This is a genomic window from Curtobacterium oceanosedimentum, from assembly GCF_020297365.1.
Lineage (GTDB): Bacteria > Actinomycetota > Actinomycetes > Actinomycetales > Microbacteriaceae > Curtobacterium.
The window spans coordinates 1-14,503 of record NZ_JAIXIG010000004.1 but is presented as its reverse complement, the minus strand read 5'-3'; the positions used below and the strand labels follow the sequence as shown (position 1 = coordinate 14,503).

The window sequence follows — 14,503 nt, the reverse complement described above, 5'->3', positions numbered from 1 at the left end:
GGACCGGGTCGACCGCGGGCGACGTCCGCCGACACGCGACGGGAGGCGCGGTGCCAGCTGGCACCGCGCCTCCCGTCCGTCAGACGCGTCAGCGTCTACATCTCTTCGTGCGTGTCCGGGTCGCCGTCCCACAGACGACCGCGCTCCAGCGCGGAGATCGCCTGCACCTCGTCGTCGGTCAGCTCGAAGCCGAAGACGTCGAGGTTCTCCTTCTGGCGGGCGGCGTCGCCCGACTTCGGCACCGGCACGGCACCGAGCTGGACGTGCCAGCGCAGCACGACCTGGCCGGGCGCCACACCGTGCGCGGCAGCGGCGTCGACGATCGGCTGTTCGGTGAGCAGTTCCGACCGCTTCGCGAGCGGACTCCAGCTCTCGGTCACGATGCCGAGCTCCTGGTGCACCTTCCGCAGTTCCGCCTGGGGGAAGTACGGGTGCAGCTCGACCTGGTTCACGGCCGGTGCGACCCCGGTGGCGTCGACGATGCGGCGCAGGTGCTCGGGCGTGAAGTTCGAGACGCCGATCGAGCGGACCTTGCCGCTGTCGCGCAGGTCGACGAAGGCCTTCCAGGTGTCGACGAACTTGTCCACCGACGGGTTCGGCCAGTGGATGAGGTACAGGTCGACGGAGTCGAGGCCCAGGTTGCCCAGGGTCTCGTCGATCGACCGGTGCGCCTCGTCGTAGCCGTGGTGCCGACCGGGCAGCTTCGACGTGACGACGAGGTCCTCGCGTGCCACCTCGGACTCCCGCACGGCCCGGCCGACGGCGTCCTCGTTGCCGTAGTTGAGCGCGGTGTCGAGCAGGCGGTACCCGCTCGAGATCGCGGTGCCAACGGCCGCGGCGCCCTCGTCGCCGTTCAGGCCGTACGTGCCGAGGCCGAGCTCCGGGAACCGGTGCCCGTCGTTCAGCTCGATGGTCGGGGCGCCGACCTGCATCAGCGGACCCCGAGCAGGTCGATGACGAAGATCAGGGTCTTGCCGGACAGGAAGTGGCCGCCGCCGGCGGGGCCGTAGGCGAGCTCCGGCGGGACGACGAGCTTGCGGCGTCCGCCGACCTTCATGCCGGGGATGCCCTCCTGCCAGCCGCGCACGAGCGCCGCGAGCGGGAAGTCGATGGGCTCGCCGCGGTTCCACGAGCTGTCGAACTCCTCGCCGGTCTCGTACTCGACGCCGGCGTAGTGGACCTTCACGGTGGAGCCGGCGCTCGCCACGTCGCCGTCGCCCTCGACGATGTCGGTGATGACGAGGTCGGTGGGGGCGGGGCCCTCGGGAGCGTCGAACTCGGGCTTGCTGTTGAGGTCAGTCATGCCGATCAGTCAACCAGAGGCCGGTCAGGGCACACGCAACGACCGTCCAGCCCGCAGAATGGTTCCACCGTGACACCACCGACTCCCGCACCGCCGCGCCGCCGCCTGCTCGCCGACCTCACCCCGCTCCGTCGCTCCCCCGCCTTCGCCCGGCTCTGGGCCGGCACGGCGATCGCCGGCATCGGGACCCAGATGACCACCGTCGCCGTCGGGCTCGAGGTGTACGAGATCACCCGCTCGACCTTCGCCGTCGCGCTCGTCGGGGTCATCGCGCTCCTGCCGATGATCGTCGCGGGGCTGTACGGCGGGATGCTCGCCGACGCCTTCGACCGACGGCTGGTCGCGTTGGTCTCGTCGATCGTCGCCTGGGTCGCGGTCGCCCTGATCGCCACGCACGCCTGGCTCGACCTGCACAGCGTGCTGCTGCTCTACGTGCTCGCCACCGTGAACGCCGTGGCCGCGACCGTCAGCAACGCGTCCCGCTCGGCGATCGTGCCGCGGCTGGTCGGCACCGACCTGCTCCCCGCGGCGAGCGCCCTGGGCGGGATCGCGTCAGGGTTCCAGGTCACCGTGGGCCCGGCGATCGCGGGCGTGCTCATCGCGAGCGTCGGCTTCGCACCGACCTACACGATCGACGTCGTGCTGTTCACGTTCGCGTTCCTCGGGGTGTTCACGCTGCCGAGGATGGCCGCCGACCGCGACGCGCTCCGACCGGGGCTCGGCTCCCTGATCGAGGGCGCGCGGTTCCTCCGGCGCTCCCGCAACATCACGATGACGTTCGTGCTCGACATCGTCGCGATGACGTTCGGACAGCCGCGCGTGCTGTTCCCGGCGATCGGCGCGCTCGTGATCGGCGGCGGGTCGATCACCGTCGGCACGCTGACCGCCGCGTACGCCATCGGAGCACTGCTGTCGAGCGTGTTCTCCGGCCCGCTCGGCCACGTGCGGCGCCAGGGCGAGGCCGTCGGGTGGGCGATCACGGCGTACGGCGGGGCCATCGCGGCGTTCGGCGTCGTCATCGCGCTGGCGCACGTGCTCGGTGGGCGCTCGGGTGAGGCGTTCGGCGTCGAGATCCTGCCGGCACTCGGACTCGCGGCGCTGTTCCTGGCGATGGCCGGCGGTGCCGACAACGTCAGCTCGGTGTTCCGGAACACGATCCTGCAGGCGGCGTCGCCCGACGGCATGCGCGGCCGGCTGCAGGGCATCTTCATCGTCGTCGTCACGGGTGGCCCGCGCCTCGGCGACCTGTACGCCGGCCTGGTCGTCGCGGCCGGCATCGCGTACCCGCCGGTCATCGGCGGGGTGCTCATCATCGGCCTCGTCGCGCTGCTCCTCCGCATGGTCCCCTCGTTCCGCCGCTACGACGCCCTGCACCCCCACGCGAACTGACGGCGGCCCGACCCGACCCGCTGCCGGGTCGCGGCAGCGGGTCGTGGACGCGACGACGAGGCGGACGGGAGGCGCGGGGCGGCGCCGCCACGGGCCTCCAGGCCGGCATTGCGGTCACCGCCGCGGCACGGGGCGCCGTCACCGGTCGGGTACCGTACGACACATGCCGGACAGCGCCCCGCGCGACCTCCAGCGGACCGGAGTCCGCGCCGTCGTCCGGCGCACCTACCACTCCGTCATCCGGCACCGCGTCGTCGACGCGGCCGCCTCGCTGACCTTCTTCGCGCTGCTGACGGTGTTCCCGAGCGCGCTCGCCGTGGTGTCGGCCCTGTCGATCGTCGACCGGCAGGGCGACAGCCTGACGGACATCGTCCAGGTCCTGGGCTTCATCGTGCGGCCGGAGACCGCCGAGCACCTCGAGGGGCCGCTGCGGCAGCTCCTCACCCTCGACAACCCGTGGCTCGGGTTCTCGATCGGCGTCGCCCTGACCCTGTGGTCGCTGTCCGGGTACGCGACCGCGTTCGGCCGGGCGATGAACACCGCCTACGAGGTCGAGGAGGGTCGGCGCATCTGGAAGTTCCGCAGCATGATGCTCCTGGTCACCCTGCTCGTCATGGTCGGCGGGGCCGTCGCGATCGTGATCCTGCTCGGGACGCCCACGATCTCCGAGGCGGTGATCCGGCAGCTCGGCTGGGCGCCGTGGATCGACGACGTGTGGAACGTGGCGAAGTGGCCGGTGCTCGCCGTCGACCTGGTCGTGATGGTGGCGGTGCTCTACTACGCCACCCCGAACGTCAAGACGCCACAGCTGCGGTGGGTCTCGGCCGGGGCCGGGTTCGCCATCGTGACCTGGGCGATCGCCACCATGGGGTTCGCGCTCTACGTCGAGACCCTGGGCGGCGGGAACCGCGCGTACGGGTGGCTCGGTGGCGCGATCCTGCTGCTCGTCTACCTGTACATCTCGAACTTCGTGCTCGTCGTCGGCGGTGAGCTCGACTCCGAGGTGATCCGGATGCGGCAGCTGCTCGCCGGCATCGAGGCCGACGAGTCGATCCGGCTGCCCCTGCGGGACGTCACCCGCAACTTCGTCCTGGCCCGGTGGCGGGACGCCGACATCGCGGCCGCGCAGCACGTGCGGGTGGCGGCGGTGCGGGCGGCCGAGGCGGACGGTGCCGAGTCGACACCTGCGGAGGAGCACCTGCGGGCGATGGCGCAGCAGGTCCGGGTCGGCGAGCCGCCGATGCCGGGGCGCTGAGACGCGGCGCGTTCGCGTCGCGCGTCAGCGCCGTGCTTGCTCTTGCGCTTGGGCTTGCGCTTGCGCCCGCGACGGTGCGCGTCAGCGCCTGCGCGCTTCGGCGTCGAGCATCTCCTCGGTCACGATCGGGATGGCTCCGGTCGCCAGCTCGATGCCCGACAGCCGTGCCGGGCTCAGCACCCGCGCGACCTGGTCCTCGTCCATCAGCCCGGCCGCCACGACGAGCGTGGAGATCGGCGTCGAGGTGGTCAGCGCCGTGTGCGCGATCGACGCCGCCGCCGCGTACCCGATGTAGGGCGTCAGGGCCGTGACGACCCCGACGTTCGTGTCGACCTGGGCGGCGAGCTTCGCCTCGTTCGCCTCGATGCCGACGACGCAGTGCTCACGCAGGGTCGCGCACCCGCGGGACATCCACTGCAGCGACTGCAGGATCGAGTGCGCGATGATCGGCTCGAAGGCGTTGAGCTGGAGCTGCCCGCTCTCGGCCGCCATCGTCACCGTCGTGTCGGCACCGGCCACCGCGTAGGCGACCTGGTTGACGACCTCGGGGATCACCGGGTTCACCTTGCCGGGCATGATCGACGACCCGGCCTGGCGAGCAGGCAGCGTGATCTCACCGAGGCCCGCCTGCGGTCCGGACGCCAGCAGCCGCAGGTCGTTGCAGATCTTCGAGAGCTTCGCGGCGCTGCGCTTCACCGTGCCGGACAAGGTCATGAACGCCCCGGCGTCACTCGTCGCCTCGATCAGGTCGGGTGCGGTGACGACGTCGATGCCGCTGGCTTCCTGCAGCTGCCGGCGCACCTCGTCGCGGTACAGCGGGTCGGCGGTGATGCCGGTCCCGATCGCCGTGGCGCCGAGGTTCATCTCGGCCAGCAGGGGCATCACCTTGCGGAGCAGGTCCGCGTCCTCCTGGATCGTGTGCGAGAACCCGGTGAACTCCTGCCCGAGGGTCATCGGCACGGCGTCCTGCAACTGCGTCCGCCCGACCTTCAGCACGTCGGCGAAGGCCCGGCCGCGCTCGGCGAACGCGGCGGAGAGCTGTTCGAGCTGCTCGATCAGCCGGCGGACGCCGAAGATCATCGCGATCTTGATGCTCGTCGGGTACGTGTCGTTCGTCGACTGGCTGCGGTTCACGTGGTCGATCGGGTGCAGGTACGCGTAGTCACCCCGCTCGCGCCCGAGGAGCTCGAGTGCCCGGTTCGCGAGCACCTCGTTCGTGTTCATGTTCGTGCTCGTCCCGGCGCCGCCCTGCACGACGTCGACGACGAACTGCTCACGGAGGGCGCCGTCCCGGACCTCCTGGGCCGCACGGTCGATCGCGTCGGCGCGCTCGTCGTCCAGGACCCCGATGGTCCGGTTCGCCCGGGCAGCCGCCTGCTTCACCGTGACGAGCGCCTCGATGAGGTCCGGGTACACGGCGATCGGCACGGAGGTGATCGGGAAGTTCTCCAGCGCCCGCAGCGTGTTGATGCCCCAGTACGCGTCGTTCGGGACCTCCCGTGATCCGAGCGAGTCGCTCTCGGTCCGCGTCGTCGTCGTCACAGGTGCCTCCTCGTTGCCGGTCACACGTCGAGGGTAGTCCCGTCCGTCTGGCCGGTCCGGACCGCGCGCGGGCGAGCGAAGAGTCCGGGCGGGGATGCACCGAGTGAGCAGAAGATGTCGGGTCAGCGCACGCGACTCGACATCTTCTGCTCACTGAGTGCGAGCGGACAGGAGGCGCGGGGCCAAGCCGCTACGGGCCTCCCGTTCGCCCCGCGGCCGCGCGAGCGTGCATCGAGTGAGCAGAAGATGTCGAGTCAGGACACGCGACCCGACATCTTCTGCTCACGAAGCGCGAGCGGGCGGAAAGGGCAGGCGGGTGCGGCGCGAACGCGCCCATTCCGCCCGTTCGACCGCCGCGCGGCGGCGCCAGCGCACCGAGTGAGCAGAAGATGTCGGGTCAGCACATGCGATTCGACGTCTTCTGCTCACCGAGCGCTGCGACGAGGCGCCGCACGCAAGCGCGTCAGTGGAACTGCGGGACGATCAGGTAGATGCCGTAGAGCACGGCGGCACCGCAGACGACGAAGCAGGCCACGGCGGCGGCGCGGAGTGCTCGGGTCGCCGTGGAGGCGCCGGCGGGGTTCGGGAAGCCGGCGGTGGCGGGGCCGATCGTGCCGTCGTCCTTCACGGTGAACTTGCCGGCGCGGGTGTCGGCAGCGCTCCACAGCCGGAGGCCGACCGAGTACACGGCGACGACGAAGCACGACGAGACCACGGCGACGACCGCGACGGTGAGGAAGGCGAGCCAGTCGATGTCCATCAGCGGTCTCCACCCTCGAGGACGGCGGAGCAGCGTCCGCCGATCGTGATCCCCATCATCGGCGGCCTCCCTTGCGGGCGGCCATGCGCCGGAGCGTGCGCTCGCGGCTCAGCTCGGCACGGCGCTGGGCGACGGCGTCCGCGCGCTTCTTGCGCTGCATGTCGCGCAGCTCCTTGCGCGTCAGGACGGCGTTCGCGGCGACGTCGACCTCGATCGCGGCGGCCTGCTCGTGCGGCTTCCGGAGCGACCACAGGTACAGCCCGAGGATCACGGCGGCACCGACGACCGCGTCGACGACGAGCCCGCCGACGCCCAGGCGGGCGATGCCCGAGGCGACGGCGCCCACGGCCGCGGCGGCGGGCAGGGTGATGAACCAGGCGATGACGATCTTGCCGGCGGTGGACCACTGGATCTTCGAGCCGCGGCGACCGAGGCCGGCACCGATGATCGACCCGGAGGACACCTGTGTGGTGGACAGCGCGAAGCCGAGGTGGCTCGAGGCCAGGATCGTCGCGGCGGTCGACGCTTCGGCGGCGAAGCCCTGCGTCGCGCGGATCTCGGTGATGCCGGAGCCGAGGGTGCGGATGATGCGCCACCCGCCGGTGTAGGTGCCGAGCGCGATCGCGAGGGCACAGGCGACGACGACCCAGAACTGCACGCCCTGGTCGGACGACTGCGCGCCCGAGGCGATGAGCGTCAGGGTGATGACACCCATCGTCTTCTGCGCGTCGTTCGTGCCGTGCGCGAGCGACACCATCGAGCTGGTGAAGATCTGCCCGATGCGGAAGCCCCCACGCTCGTTCGGGAACACCGGCCGCTTCGTGATCCGGTACGCGATGCGGGTCGACAGGAGCGACACGAGCGCGGCGATCACGGGCGACGCGAACGCCGGGATGATGACGACGGTGAGCAGCGCGGCGTAGTTGACGGAGTCGAACCCGGCGCCGACGATCGCGGCACCGATGAGCCCACCGAACAGCGCGTGCGAGGACGACGAGGGCAGACCGCGCAGCCACGTGATCATGTTCCACACGACCGCCCCGATGAGCCCCGCGAAGATCATCTCCGGCGAGATCGCGACGCCGCCCGGGCCCTCGTTGATGAGGCCGTGCGAGATCGACGTCGCCACCGCGGTGCTGAGGAACGCACCGACCAGGTTGAGCACCGCTGCGACGGTGACCGCCACCTTGGGCTTCATGGCGCCGGTGGCGATCGGGGTCGCCATCGCGTTGGCGGTGTCGTGAAAACCGTTTGTGAAGTCGAAGAAGAGGGCCAACGCGATGACCAGGACGACTATGAGTGTGATGTCCACCGCGGGAAAGTGTCCCAGGCCGGGCGGCTGAGCACAAACCCTGCTGTTCACCGTCCGTTCACCTGACCTGCGGGGTCGTTCAGATTCGGAACCTTCCGGATGGGAGGATGAACGCCATGGACACCGTCGAGCTCCTCATCCTGTTGGTCGGATCGCTCGCGGTGACCGGGTTCGCTCGGGCGAAGGGGCTGCCGGCGCCGCTGCTGGTGACCGCCGTCGCACTGGCGGCGTCCTTCCTGCCCGGGCTGCCACCCATCGAGATCGACTCCGAGGTCATCCTCACGGTGATCCTGCCGCCGCTGCTCTACTCCGCGGCGCTCGACGTGTCGTGGCAGAGCTTCCGGCAGTCGATCAAGCAGATCCGCCGTCTCGGCATCTTCCTGGTGATCATCACCGCGCTCGCCGTCGGGCTCGCGGCGTACATCATCATCCCGGACATGGACTGGCCCGCGGCGATCCTGCTCGGTGCCATCGTCGCGCCGCCGGACGCCGTGTCCGCCGCCGCGATCGGTCGGAAGCTCGGACTCCCCCGCCGCGTGATGACGGTGCTGTCCGGCGAGAGCCTGATCAACGACGCGGCCTCGCTCACCCTGGTGCGGGTGTTCACGCTGATCGCCGCCGGCACTTCGCTGACGGTCTGGCAGGACCTCGGCATCTTCGGCCTGGCGATCGGGGTCGGCCTGGCGGTCGGCATCGTGCTCGGTGTCGCGGTGCACTGGATCCGGATGCGGATCAACGACCCCGTGGTCGAGACGATCATGAGCATCCTGCTGCCGTTCGTGGCGTACATCCTGGCCGAGGACCTGTCCGGCTCCGGTGTCATCGCGGTCGTCACCGCCGGCCTGTACATCGGCTACAACTCGCCGAAGGAGGGCTACGCGACCCGCCTGCAGGAACGCCCGCTGTGGACGAGCATCGATGTCATCCTCGAGGGCTTCGTCTTCGCCCTCATCGGCCTGCAGCTCAACACGGTGGTGCAGGACCTGGTCGAGAGCGAGCGGAGTCTCGGGCAGACCCTGACCGCCGCCGCCGTCGTGCTGGCCGTGGTGATCCTGGTGCGGCCGCTGTTCGTGTTCGAGTCGTACGTGCGGAACCGGTTCAACGGGCGGTGGTTCCGTCCCCTGCGCATCCGGCTCTCCCGCGGACACCCGTCACTGCGGTGGATCCGCGGGACGGCGGAGCCGAAGCTGAACTGGCGGGAACTCACCGTCATCTCGTGGACGGGGATGCGGGGCGTGGTGACCCTCGCCGCCGCGGTGTCGGTCGTCGCCAACCCGGTCGACATCAAGGCGCAGGACACCATCTTCGTCATCGCGTTCATCGTCACCGTCGGGACGCTCCTGCTGCAGGGCCTGACCCTGCCGTTCGTGATCCGGGCTCTCAGGGTGCAGGACCCCGCGGAGGGCGAGGAGGACGTCCGCAGCGAGATGCGCCTGAACCAGCGGACGACCGAGGCGGCGATCGAGCTGCTCGAGCAGCGCCGGCCGGCCTGGTCGAAGCAGTACGGCGATGCTGCGGTCGACTCGGTGGTGAACCGTCTCAAGGCTCGGCTCGAACGACAGGTCGAGACGTTCCGTCAGGACGCCCTGGAGGAAGCGGACGAGGAGCGGAACGCCCCGACGCGACTGCGCGGCGAGCAGATCCAGGACATCCGACGCGAGCTGCTCGACCGACGGCGCGAGATCGTGCTCGAGGAACGCGAGAAGGGCAACCTCGACGAGGAGGTCATGCGCCGCGTGCTCGTCACCCTGGACGCCGAGGAGCTGGCGATGGACTCGGCCCAGGCCTCGCGCAGCCGCTCCTGACCGGCCCGGGCGTATCCTGGCGCTCCGATCGAGACCAGGAGCAGAGCGCCGAGTGAGCACGCCGCGGAACGACGTCCCCAGGAACGACGACGTGCCGGAGCGCCCCGGCGGAGCCAGAGCGGCACGGCCCGGTCGACGAGGCACGCGCCAGGCCCCGGTACCCGCGCCACGGCAGCACAGCGCCTACCGCCGGTGGTACGCCACGCTGCACCCGTCCCTGCAGCTCATCGGCCTGCAGCTCTGGATGCCGCTGTTCTTCATCGTCGGCTTCTGCCTCTGCTACGTGTTCGCCTTCCACGCGCCGCACCCCCACGACGTGCCGATCGCCCTGGTCGGCAGCGACCCCGGGTTCGTGCGGGCCGTGCAGCAGGCGCTGCCGGGTGAGTTCGTCTTCCACAGCTACGACTCGCTCACCCAGGCGAAGCGGGACGTGGTGAGCGGGTCGATGGCGGTGGCGTACGACCCATCGTCCAACGCGTTCTTCACGGCCAGCGCCCACCAGTTCCAGGTCGCCACCGTGGTGCCGGCCACCTTGACGGCGGTGCTCACCGGCGCGGGCGTCGCGGCACCGCAGGTGAACGAACTCGCACCGTTGCCGGCGTGGGACGAGTACGGCACCGTCGCGATGTACGTCATGCTCGCCTGGTGCATCGGCGGCTACATGGTCGCGATGTTCATCGGGATCATGGGCGGACCGCTCCGCCACCGCACACGGATGGCGGTCATCGTCGTCGGCGGCCTGGTCATCTCGCTCATCACCAACACGCTCGCCGGACCGGTGCTCGGTGCGATCCACGGGCACTGGGTCGTGCTCGTCCTCATCGCCTGGGGGTGGATCGTGGCGATCGGCCTGGCGGTGAACGGTCTGAGCTACTTCGTCGGCCGGTTCGTCGCCGCCCCGGCGATGATCTGCTTCGTCTTCCTGTCCATGCCGTCGTCCGGTGGGGCCTACCCGAAGTGGTTCATGCCCGAGCCGTTCGCCTGGCTCAACAACGTCGTCGTCGGGTCGAGCATGGTCGACATGATCAAGCACCAGGTCTACGGCGTCGGGCCCGGTCCGACCCGTGGCCTGGTGACGATGGCCTGTTACGCGGGCGCCGGTCTGGTCCTCATGTACTTCGGCAAGAAGTGGTGGGAGCGCCGACGGATCCGGGCGATCGTCACCGGCCGCACCACGATGTTCCAGGACGCCAACACCGCCAACCGCGAGTTCCTCGGCCAGCAGCGCGACGCCGAGCTCGAGCGCCACGGGCTGACGTCCACCGAGACCGGCACCCTGAGCGTGCTGCGCGACGACGACTGGGAGGACGACCGCACCGCGGGCGACGTCTTCACCGGGGCCCGGGACGGTCTGGAACCCGATCCGACACCCACCGGACGGATCGCCGTGCAGCGCACCGCGGAGCGGACCGGACCACGAGCGGACACCGCGCAGCACGGCCGGCACGCGGACCGCTGACGCGTATCCTGGGGGCATGAACCCCCGCATCACCTGGCACCGCGTCCTCGTCACCGTCGTCGTCGTGTTCCTCGTGCTGACGGTCGGCTTCTACGCCGCGAGCGTGGTGCTCGCGCCCGCCGACGGCCGGAACACCGCCGGCCTGTTCGTCGGGTGGGCGATGTTCTCGATGATCGGCGCGATCGTCTTCGGCATCATCGACTTCTTCGTGCGCCCCCTGGGCGGCCGGAGCGGTGACGCCGACGTCATCGCCGCCGCCGAGGAAGCCCGCACCGGCAGCACCCGCACCCAGGCGACGCGCTAGCCCCGCTCCGGTCGGTCGGGTGCACCGACCCCGGTCCCGGTGAACCCGGCCACGGTCGCGTCGTCCTCGGCGAAGGTGAACCGGGCGCGGACCGCCCCGCCCGCGAGCACACCGGGCAACCAGTACCGGGCGTCGTCCCACATCGCGTCGTACGGCACCGCGTCGACCGGGATCCACCGCGGCTCGAGCTCGTCGGAGCCGACGGGCTCCCCCTGCCAGCGGCGGCAGACGAACACGTCCGAGACCTGGGACCAGGACGGACGGTACGGGAACCGGTAGTCCAACGTGCCACGGGCCTCCAGGTCGGCCGCGTCGAGACGCAGGCCGACCTCCTCCCGCACCTCGCGCACGGCGGTGTCGACCGCCGACTCACCCGGCTCGCGCTTGCCGCCCGGACCGACCACGCGGCCCTCGCCGAGGCCGCGACGCTTCTCACCGAGCAGGACCTCGGGGCCGGCCGCGCCGTCCCGGAGCAGGTAGACGACGACCACCCGGGGGTGCTGGGACTTGCTCTCGTCGCGGGGGCTCACGGGTCCAGTGTGGCCGAAGAAGTGTCGTACGCTCGATGCATGGCAGGCGGGCTGCGGGGGCACCATGGCTGAGCCCCGCAGGACCGGGCGCAGCCTCGAAGTGCTGCGCGCCGAAGCCGCCGAGGAGATCTCGATGCTCGTCGAGCACCGGAGCCGGCAGGGCGAGGACCCGTGGGAGTTCATGCCGACGCTCCCCACCGTCGACGAGCAGGTCGTGCTCATCCTGCGCGCGGACGCGGTCGACCTCGACGAAGCCATCGGCGCACGCGACGCCCGGTGGTCGATGCACCCGTCGTCCGGCCACGGGACGGCGCTGGGCGAGGAGTACCACCGGCTGCGCCGGATCGCCCTGCAGCACCCGGAGCTCACGCCGGCGGTGTGGAAACTGCTCGGCGCCCTGCCGGACGCCGGGTGACCGGCACGGACCACCCGCCGTGCGGTTGGATGGGCGCATGACCGAAACCGTGCTCGCCGTCCTGAACCAGCCCTCCCGCGACGCTGCGCCGCACGACCCCGCGGCCGACGCCTGGACCTGGTCGATGCCGCTCGAGGAGCACATCCAGGTGCAGGACCTGGGCCTCGTCCGGGGCGACGGCGTGTTCGAGACGATCACGGTGGTCGACGGCCGTCCGCAGGCGCTCGAGGCGCACCTCGCCCGCTTCGGCCGGTCGGCCGCGATGCTCGACCTGCCCGCCCCGGACACCGACGCGTGGCGGCAGGCGATCGAGGCCGTGTGCGCCCGCCTCGACCCGGTGCGCGAGGCGTTCGTCAAGACCGTCCTGACCCGCGGCGTCGAGGGCACCGACCGTCCGACCGGCTGGGTCTACGCGGCACCGTCCGGCGACTCGACCGCTGCACGCACCGAGGGCATCTCCGTCGTCGTGCTCGACCGCGGGTACCGGCACGACGTCGAGCGCACCTCGCCGTGGCTGCTGCAGGGTGCGAAGACGCTGTCCTACGCGGTCAACATGGCCGCCCTGCGCGAAGCCGCCCGCCGTGGCGCCGACGACGCCCTGTTCGTCTCGAGCGACGGCTACGTGCTCGAGGGCACGCGCGCGAACCTGATCATGCAGGTCGGCGACCGGCTCGTCACGCCCCGCACCGACATCGGGATTCTGGCCGGCACGACGCAGGCCGACGTGTTCCGCTTCGCCGAGGAGCAGGGCATCGAGACCGCGTACGAGCTCGTCACCCTCGCCGACCTGCGGGCGGCGGACGCGCTCTGGCTCGTGTCGAGCGTGCGGCAGGCGGCGCCGATCCGCTCGGTGGACGGCGACGCCCGACCGATCGACGCCGAGATGACGACGCGCATCAACGACTTCCTGCTGGCGCGCGAGGTCTGAGGACGCGCCGCGCCGTTCCGCGCTGCGCGACACGCCACGGGGCGGCGCGCCCCGAGCGGTGTCGCCCACCGCGAGGGGCGGCGTGAGCCCACGACGGACGGGAGGCGCGGTGCCAGCTGGCACCGCGCCTCCAGTCCGTGTCGTGCTCGCTACCAGCGCGGGGTGGTGACGCCGACGCCGTCGACGTGCTCGAAGACGGCCTTGCCGTCGATCCAGACGCGCGTCGCGCGGCTGGTCGCGTCGAGCGGGTCGCCGTCCCACAGCACGAGGTCGGCGTCGTGTCCCTCGGCGAGTCGACCGACGCGGTCACCCAGGCCGAGGAAGTCCGCCGGGTTGACGGTCAGCGCCTCGAGCGCGGTGCGGGCCGGCAGGCCCTCCTTCACGGCGGCGGTCGCCTGGTCGACGAGCATGTTGATCGGCACGACCGGCGCATCGGTCGTGATCGCGACGCGCACGCCCGCCGCTGCGATCGCGGCGAGGTTCGGGATGCCGCGGTCGCGGAGCTCGACCTTCGACCGGCTGGTGAAGAGCGGGCCGTAGATCACCGGGATGTCCTTCTCGGCCAGGACGCCCGCGATCTTGTGGGCCTCGGTGCCGTGGTTGACGACGAGTCGGTAGCCGAACTCCTCGGCCAGGCGGATCGCGGTGGCGATGTCGTCGTGGCGGTGGGTGTGCTGGTCCCAGACGAGCTCGCCGTCGAGGACGCGCACCAGGGTCTCCTTCGTGAGGTCGCGGGTGAACGGCTCGCCCTTCGCCTCGGCGGCGTCGCGCGCGGCACGGTAGCCCTGCGCCTCGACGAACGCGTCGCGGATGATCTTCGCGACGCCGAGCCGGGTGGAGGGGGTCTGGCCCTTGCCGCCGTACACGCGCTTCGGGTTCTCACCGAGGGCGCTCTTCACGCTGACCGAGTCGGAGATGAGCTGCTCGTCGATGGTGCGACCACCCCAGGTCTTGATCGCGACGCTCTGACCACCGATCGGGTTGCCGGATCCGGGCTTCACCACGATGCTCGTGATCCCGCCGGACAGCGCGTCGCGGAAGCCCTCGTCGTCGATGTCGATCGCGTCGATCGCCCGGACACCGGCCATGTTCGGGCCGGTCATCTCGTTCGTGTCGTTGCCGGCCTCGCCGTTCGCTTCCTCGTGGATGCCGACGTGGCCGTGCGACTCGACGAAGCCGGGCAGGAGCCAGGACCCGGAGGCGTCGACGACGGTCATGCCCTCGGGCGGGGTGACGTCCGGGCCGATGGCGGTGATGCGGCCGTCCTCCACCACGACCGCGCCGCCGTCGAAGGCGGGGGCGGAGACGGGGACGACGTGGGCACCGGTGATCGCGAAGGAGTTGCTCATGACACCGACGGTACGCGGGGGTCGGCGATCGCCCGGACACCGGCCATGTTCGGGCCGGTCATCTCGTTCGTGTCGTTGCCGGCCTCGCCGTTCGCTTCCTCGTGGATGCCGACGTGGCCGTGCGACTCGACGAAGCCGGGCAGGAGCCAGGA

Annotated in this window: 14 protein-coding genes and 1 pseudogene; 7 read left to right on the top strand and 8 right to left on the bottom strand. The window is 71.1% G+C overall.

The features are described from left to right. Positions 1 to 95 precede the first annotated feature (95 nt). Both LEL83_RS02465 and LEL83_RS02460 read right to left on the bottom strand, forming a co-directional pair. The gene (locus tag LEL83_RS02465; protein ID WP_225557625.1) at positions 96 to 932 is read right to left on the bottom strand and encodes an aldo/keto reductase; all 837 of its coding nucleotides are present in this window, start codon (positions 930 to 932) and stop codon (positions 96 to 98) included. After that, complete coding sequence (locus LEL83_RS02460; protein ID WP_111084569.1) at positions 932 to 1,303, bottom strand: FKBP-type peptidyl-prolyl cis-trans isomerase; 372 nt, start codon at positions 1,301 to 1,303, stop codon at positions 932 to 934. The genes LEL83_RS02465 and LEL83_RS02460 overlap by 1 nt, the downstream gene beginning before the upstream one ends. 69 nt (positions 1,304 to 1,372) lie before the next feature. Here LEL83_RS02460 and LEL83_RS02455 point away from each other — a divergent pair, with 69 nt between their 5' ends. Then, positions 1,373 to 2,692 (top strand): MFS transporter, encoded by a 1,320-nt coding sequence (locus LEL83_RS02455; RefSeq protein ID WP_198658090.1) that lies wholly within the window; start codon positions 1,373 to 1,375, stop codon positions 2,690 to 2,692. 163 nt (positions 2,693 to 2,855) lie between these two features. After that, the gene (locus tag LEL83_RS02450) at positions 2,856 to 3,947 is read left to right on the top strand and encodes a YihY/virulence factor BrkB family protein (protein WP_198658089.1); all 1,092 of its coding nucleotides are present in this window, start codon (positions 2,856 to 2,858) and stop codon (positions 3,945 to 3,947) included. Between the two features lie 81 nt (positions 3,948 to 4,028). Here the strand turns inward: LEL83_RS02450 and LEL83_RS02445 are convergent, their stop codons facing one another. The 3 genes from LEL83_RS02445 to LEL83_RS02435 all read right to left on the bottom strand — a co-directional run bounded on the left by LEL83_RS02445 (position 4,029) and on the right by LEL83_RS02435 (position 7,561). Next, entirely contained in the window at positions 4,029 to 5,489 is a 1,461-nt protein-coding gene (locus LEL83_RS02445) for an aspartate ammonia-lyase (RefSeq protein ID WP_225557624.1), read from the bottom strand. A 463-nt stretch (positions 5,490 to 5,952) separates the two neighbouring features. Beyond that, positions 5,953 to 6,249 (bottom strand): hypothetical protein, encoded by a 297-nt coding sequence (locus tag LEL83_RS02440; protein WP_198658087.1) that lies wholly within the window; start codon positions 6,247 to 6,249, stop codon positions 5,953 to 5,955. A 55-nt stretch (positions 6,250 to 6,304) separates the two neighbouring features. Continuing rightward, entirely contained in the window at positions 6,305 to 7,561 is a 1,257-nt protein-coding gene (locus LEL83_RS02435) for an inorganic phosphate transporter (protein ID WP_225557623.1), read from the bottom strand. A 116-nt stretch (positions 7,562 to 7,677) separates the two neighbouring features. Between LEL83_RS02435 and LEL83_RS02430 the strand changes: the two genes are divergently transcribed. From LEL83_RS02430 to LEL83_RS02420, 3 genes are read left to right on the top strand one after another with little or no spacing between them, the layout of a single operon-like run. Continuing rightward, a complete protein-coding gene (locus tag LEL83_RS02430) occupies positions 7,678 to 9,366 on the top strand; it encodes a cation:proton antiporter (RefSeq protein WP_225557622.1) in 1,689 nt (562 codons plus the stop codon). 52 nt (positions 9,367 to 9,418) lie between these two features. Continuing rightward, positions 9,419 to 10,825, top strand: coding sequence for an ABC transporter permease (locus LEL83_RS02425; protein WP_225557621.1), 1,407 nt, complete (start codon positions 9,419 to 9,421; stop codon positions 10,823 to 10,825). Between the two features lie 16 nt (positions 10,826 to 10,841). Further along, on the top strand, positions 10,842 to 11,129 hold the full coding sequence (locus tag LEL83_RS02420; RefSeq protein ID WP_225557620.1) for a hypothetical protein: 288 nt from the start codon (positions 10,842 to 10,844) through the stop codon (positions 11,127 to 11,129). Here the strand turns inward: LEL83_RS02420 and LEL83_RS02415 are convergent. After that, positions 11,126 to 11,659 carry an 8-oxo-dGTP diphosphatase gene (locus tag LEL83_RS02415; RefSeq protein WP_225557619.1) on the bottom strand — a complete coding sequence of 178 codons (534 nt, stop codon included), beginning with the start codon at positions 11,657 to 11,659 and terminating at the stop codon, positions 11,126 to 11,128. The genes LEL83_RS02420 and LEL83_RS02415 overlap by 4 nt on opposite strands. A 64-nt stretch (positions 11,660 to 11,723) precedes the next feature. Here LEL83_RS02415 and LEL83_RS02410 point away from each other — a divergent pair, with 64 nt between their 5' ends. Further along, entirely contained in the window at positions 11,724 to 12,074 is a 351-nt protein-coding gene (locus LEL83_RS02410) for a tryptophan synthase subunit alpha (protein ID WP_198658082.1), read from the top strand. Positions 12,075 to 12,111: 37 nt separating this feature from the next. Beyond that, on the top strand, positions 12,112 to 13,002 hold the full coding sequence (locus LEL83_RS02405; protein WP_198658081.1) for an aminodeoxychorismate lyase: 891 nt from the start codon (positions 12,112 to 12,114) through the stop codon (positions 13,000 to 13,002). Positions 13,003 to 13,151: 149 nt separating this feature from the next. Here the strand turns inward: LEL83_RS02405 and LEL83_RS02400 are convergent, their stop codons facing one another. Continuing rightward, positions 13,152 to 14,351: an amidohydrolase gene (locus LEL83_RS02400; protein WP_225557618.1), complete on the bottom strand. Its 1,200-nt coding sequence runs from the start codon at positions 14,349 to 14,351 to the stop codon at positions 13,152 to 13,154. A gap of 26 nt (positions 14,352 to 14,377) precedes the next feature. Beyond that, positions 14,378 to 14,503, bottom strand: a pseudogene (locus LEL83_RS16375) (amidohydrolase); the annotation flags it as partial.

Bases quoted from the DNA above. Each gene is read 5' to 3' on its own strand.
- LEL83_RS02410 (WP_198658082.1), top strand. From the start codon at position 11,724: ATGGCTGAGCCCCGCAGGACCGGGCGCAGCCTCGAAGTGCTGCGCGCC.
- LEL83_RS02430 (WP_225557622.1), top strand. From the start codon at position 7,678: ATGGACACCGTCGAGCTCCTCATCCTGTTGGTCGGATCGCTCGCGGTG.
- LEL83_RS02465 (WP_225557625.1), bottom strand. From the start codon at position 932: ATGCAGGTCGGCGCCCCGACCATCGAGCTGAACGACGGGCACCGGTTC.
- LEL83_RS02460 (WP_111084569.1), bottom strand. From the start codon at position 1,303: ATGACTGACCTCAACAGCAAGCCCGAGTTCGACGCTCCCGAGGGCCCC.
- LEL83_RS02440 (WP_198658087.1), bottom strand. From the start codon at position 6,249: ATGGACATCGACTGGCTCGCCTTCCTCACCGTCGCGGTCGTCGCCGTG.
- LEL83_RS02400 (WP_225557618.1), bottom strand. From the start codon at position 14,351: ATGAGCAACTCCTTCGCGATCACCGGTGCCCACGTCGTCCCCGTCTCC.
- LEL83_RS02450 (WP_198658089.1), top strand. From the start codon at position 2,856: ATGCCGGACAGCGCCCCGCGCGACCTCCAGCGGACCGGAGTCCGCGCC.
- LEL83_RS02405 (WP_198658081.1), top strand. From the start codon at position 12,112: ATGACCGAAACCGTGCTCGCCGTCCTGAACCAGCCCTCCCGCGACGCT.
- LEL83_RS02420 (WP_225557620.1), top strand. From the start codon at position 10,842: ATGAACCCCCGCATCACCTGGCACCGCGTCCTCGTCACCGTCGTCGTC.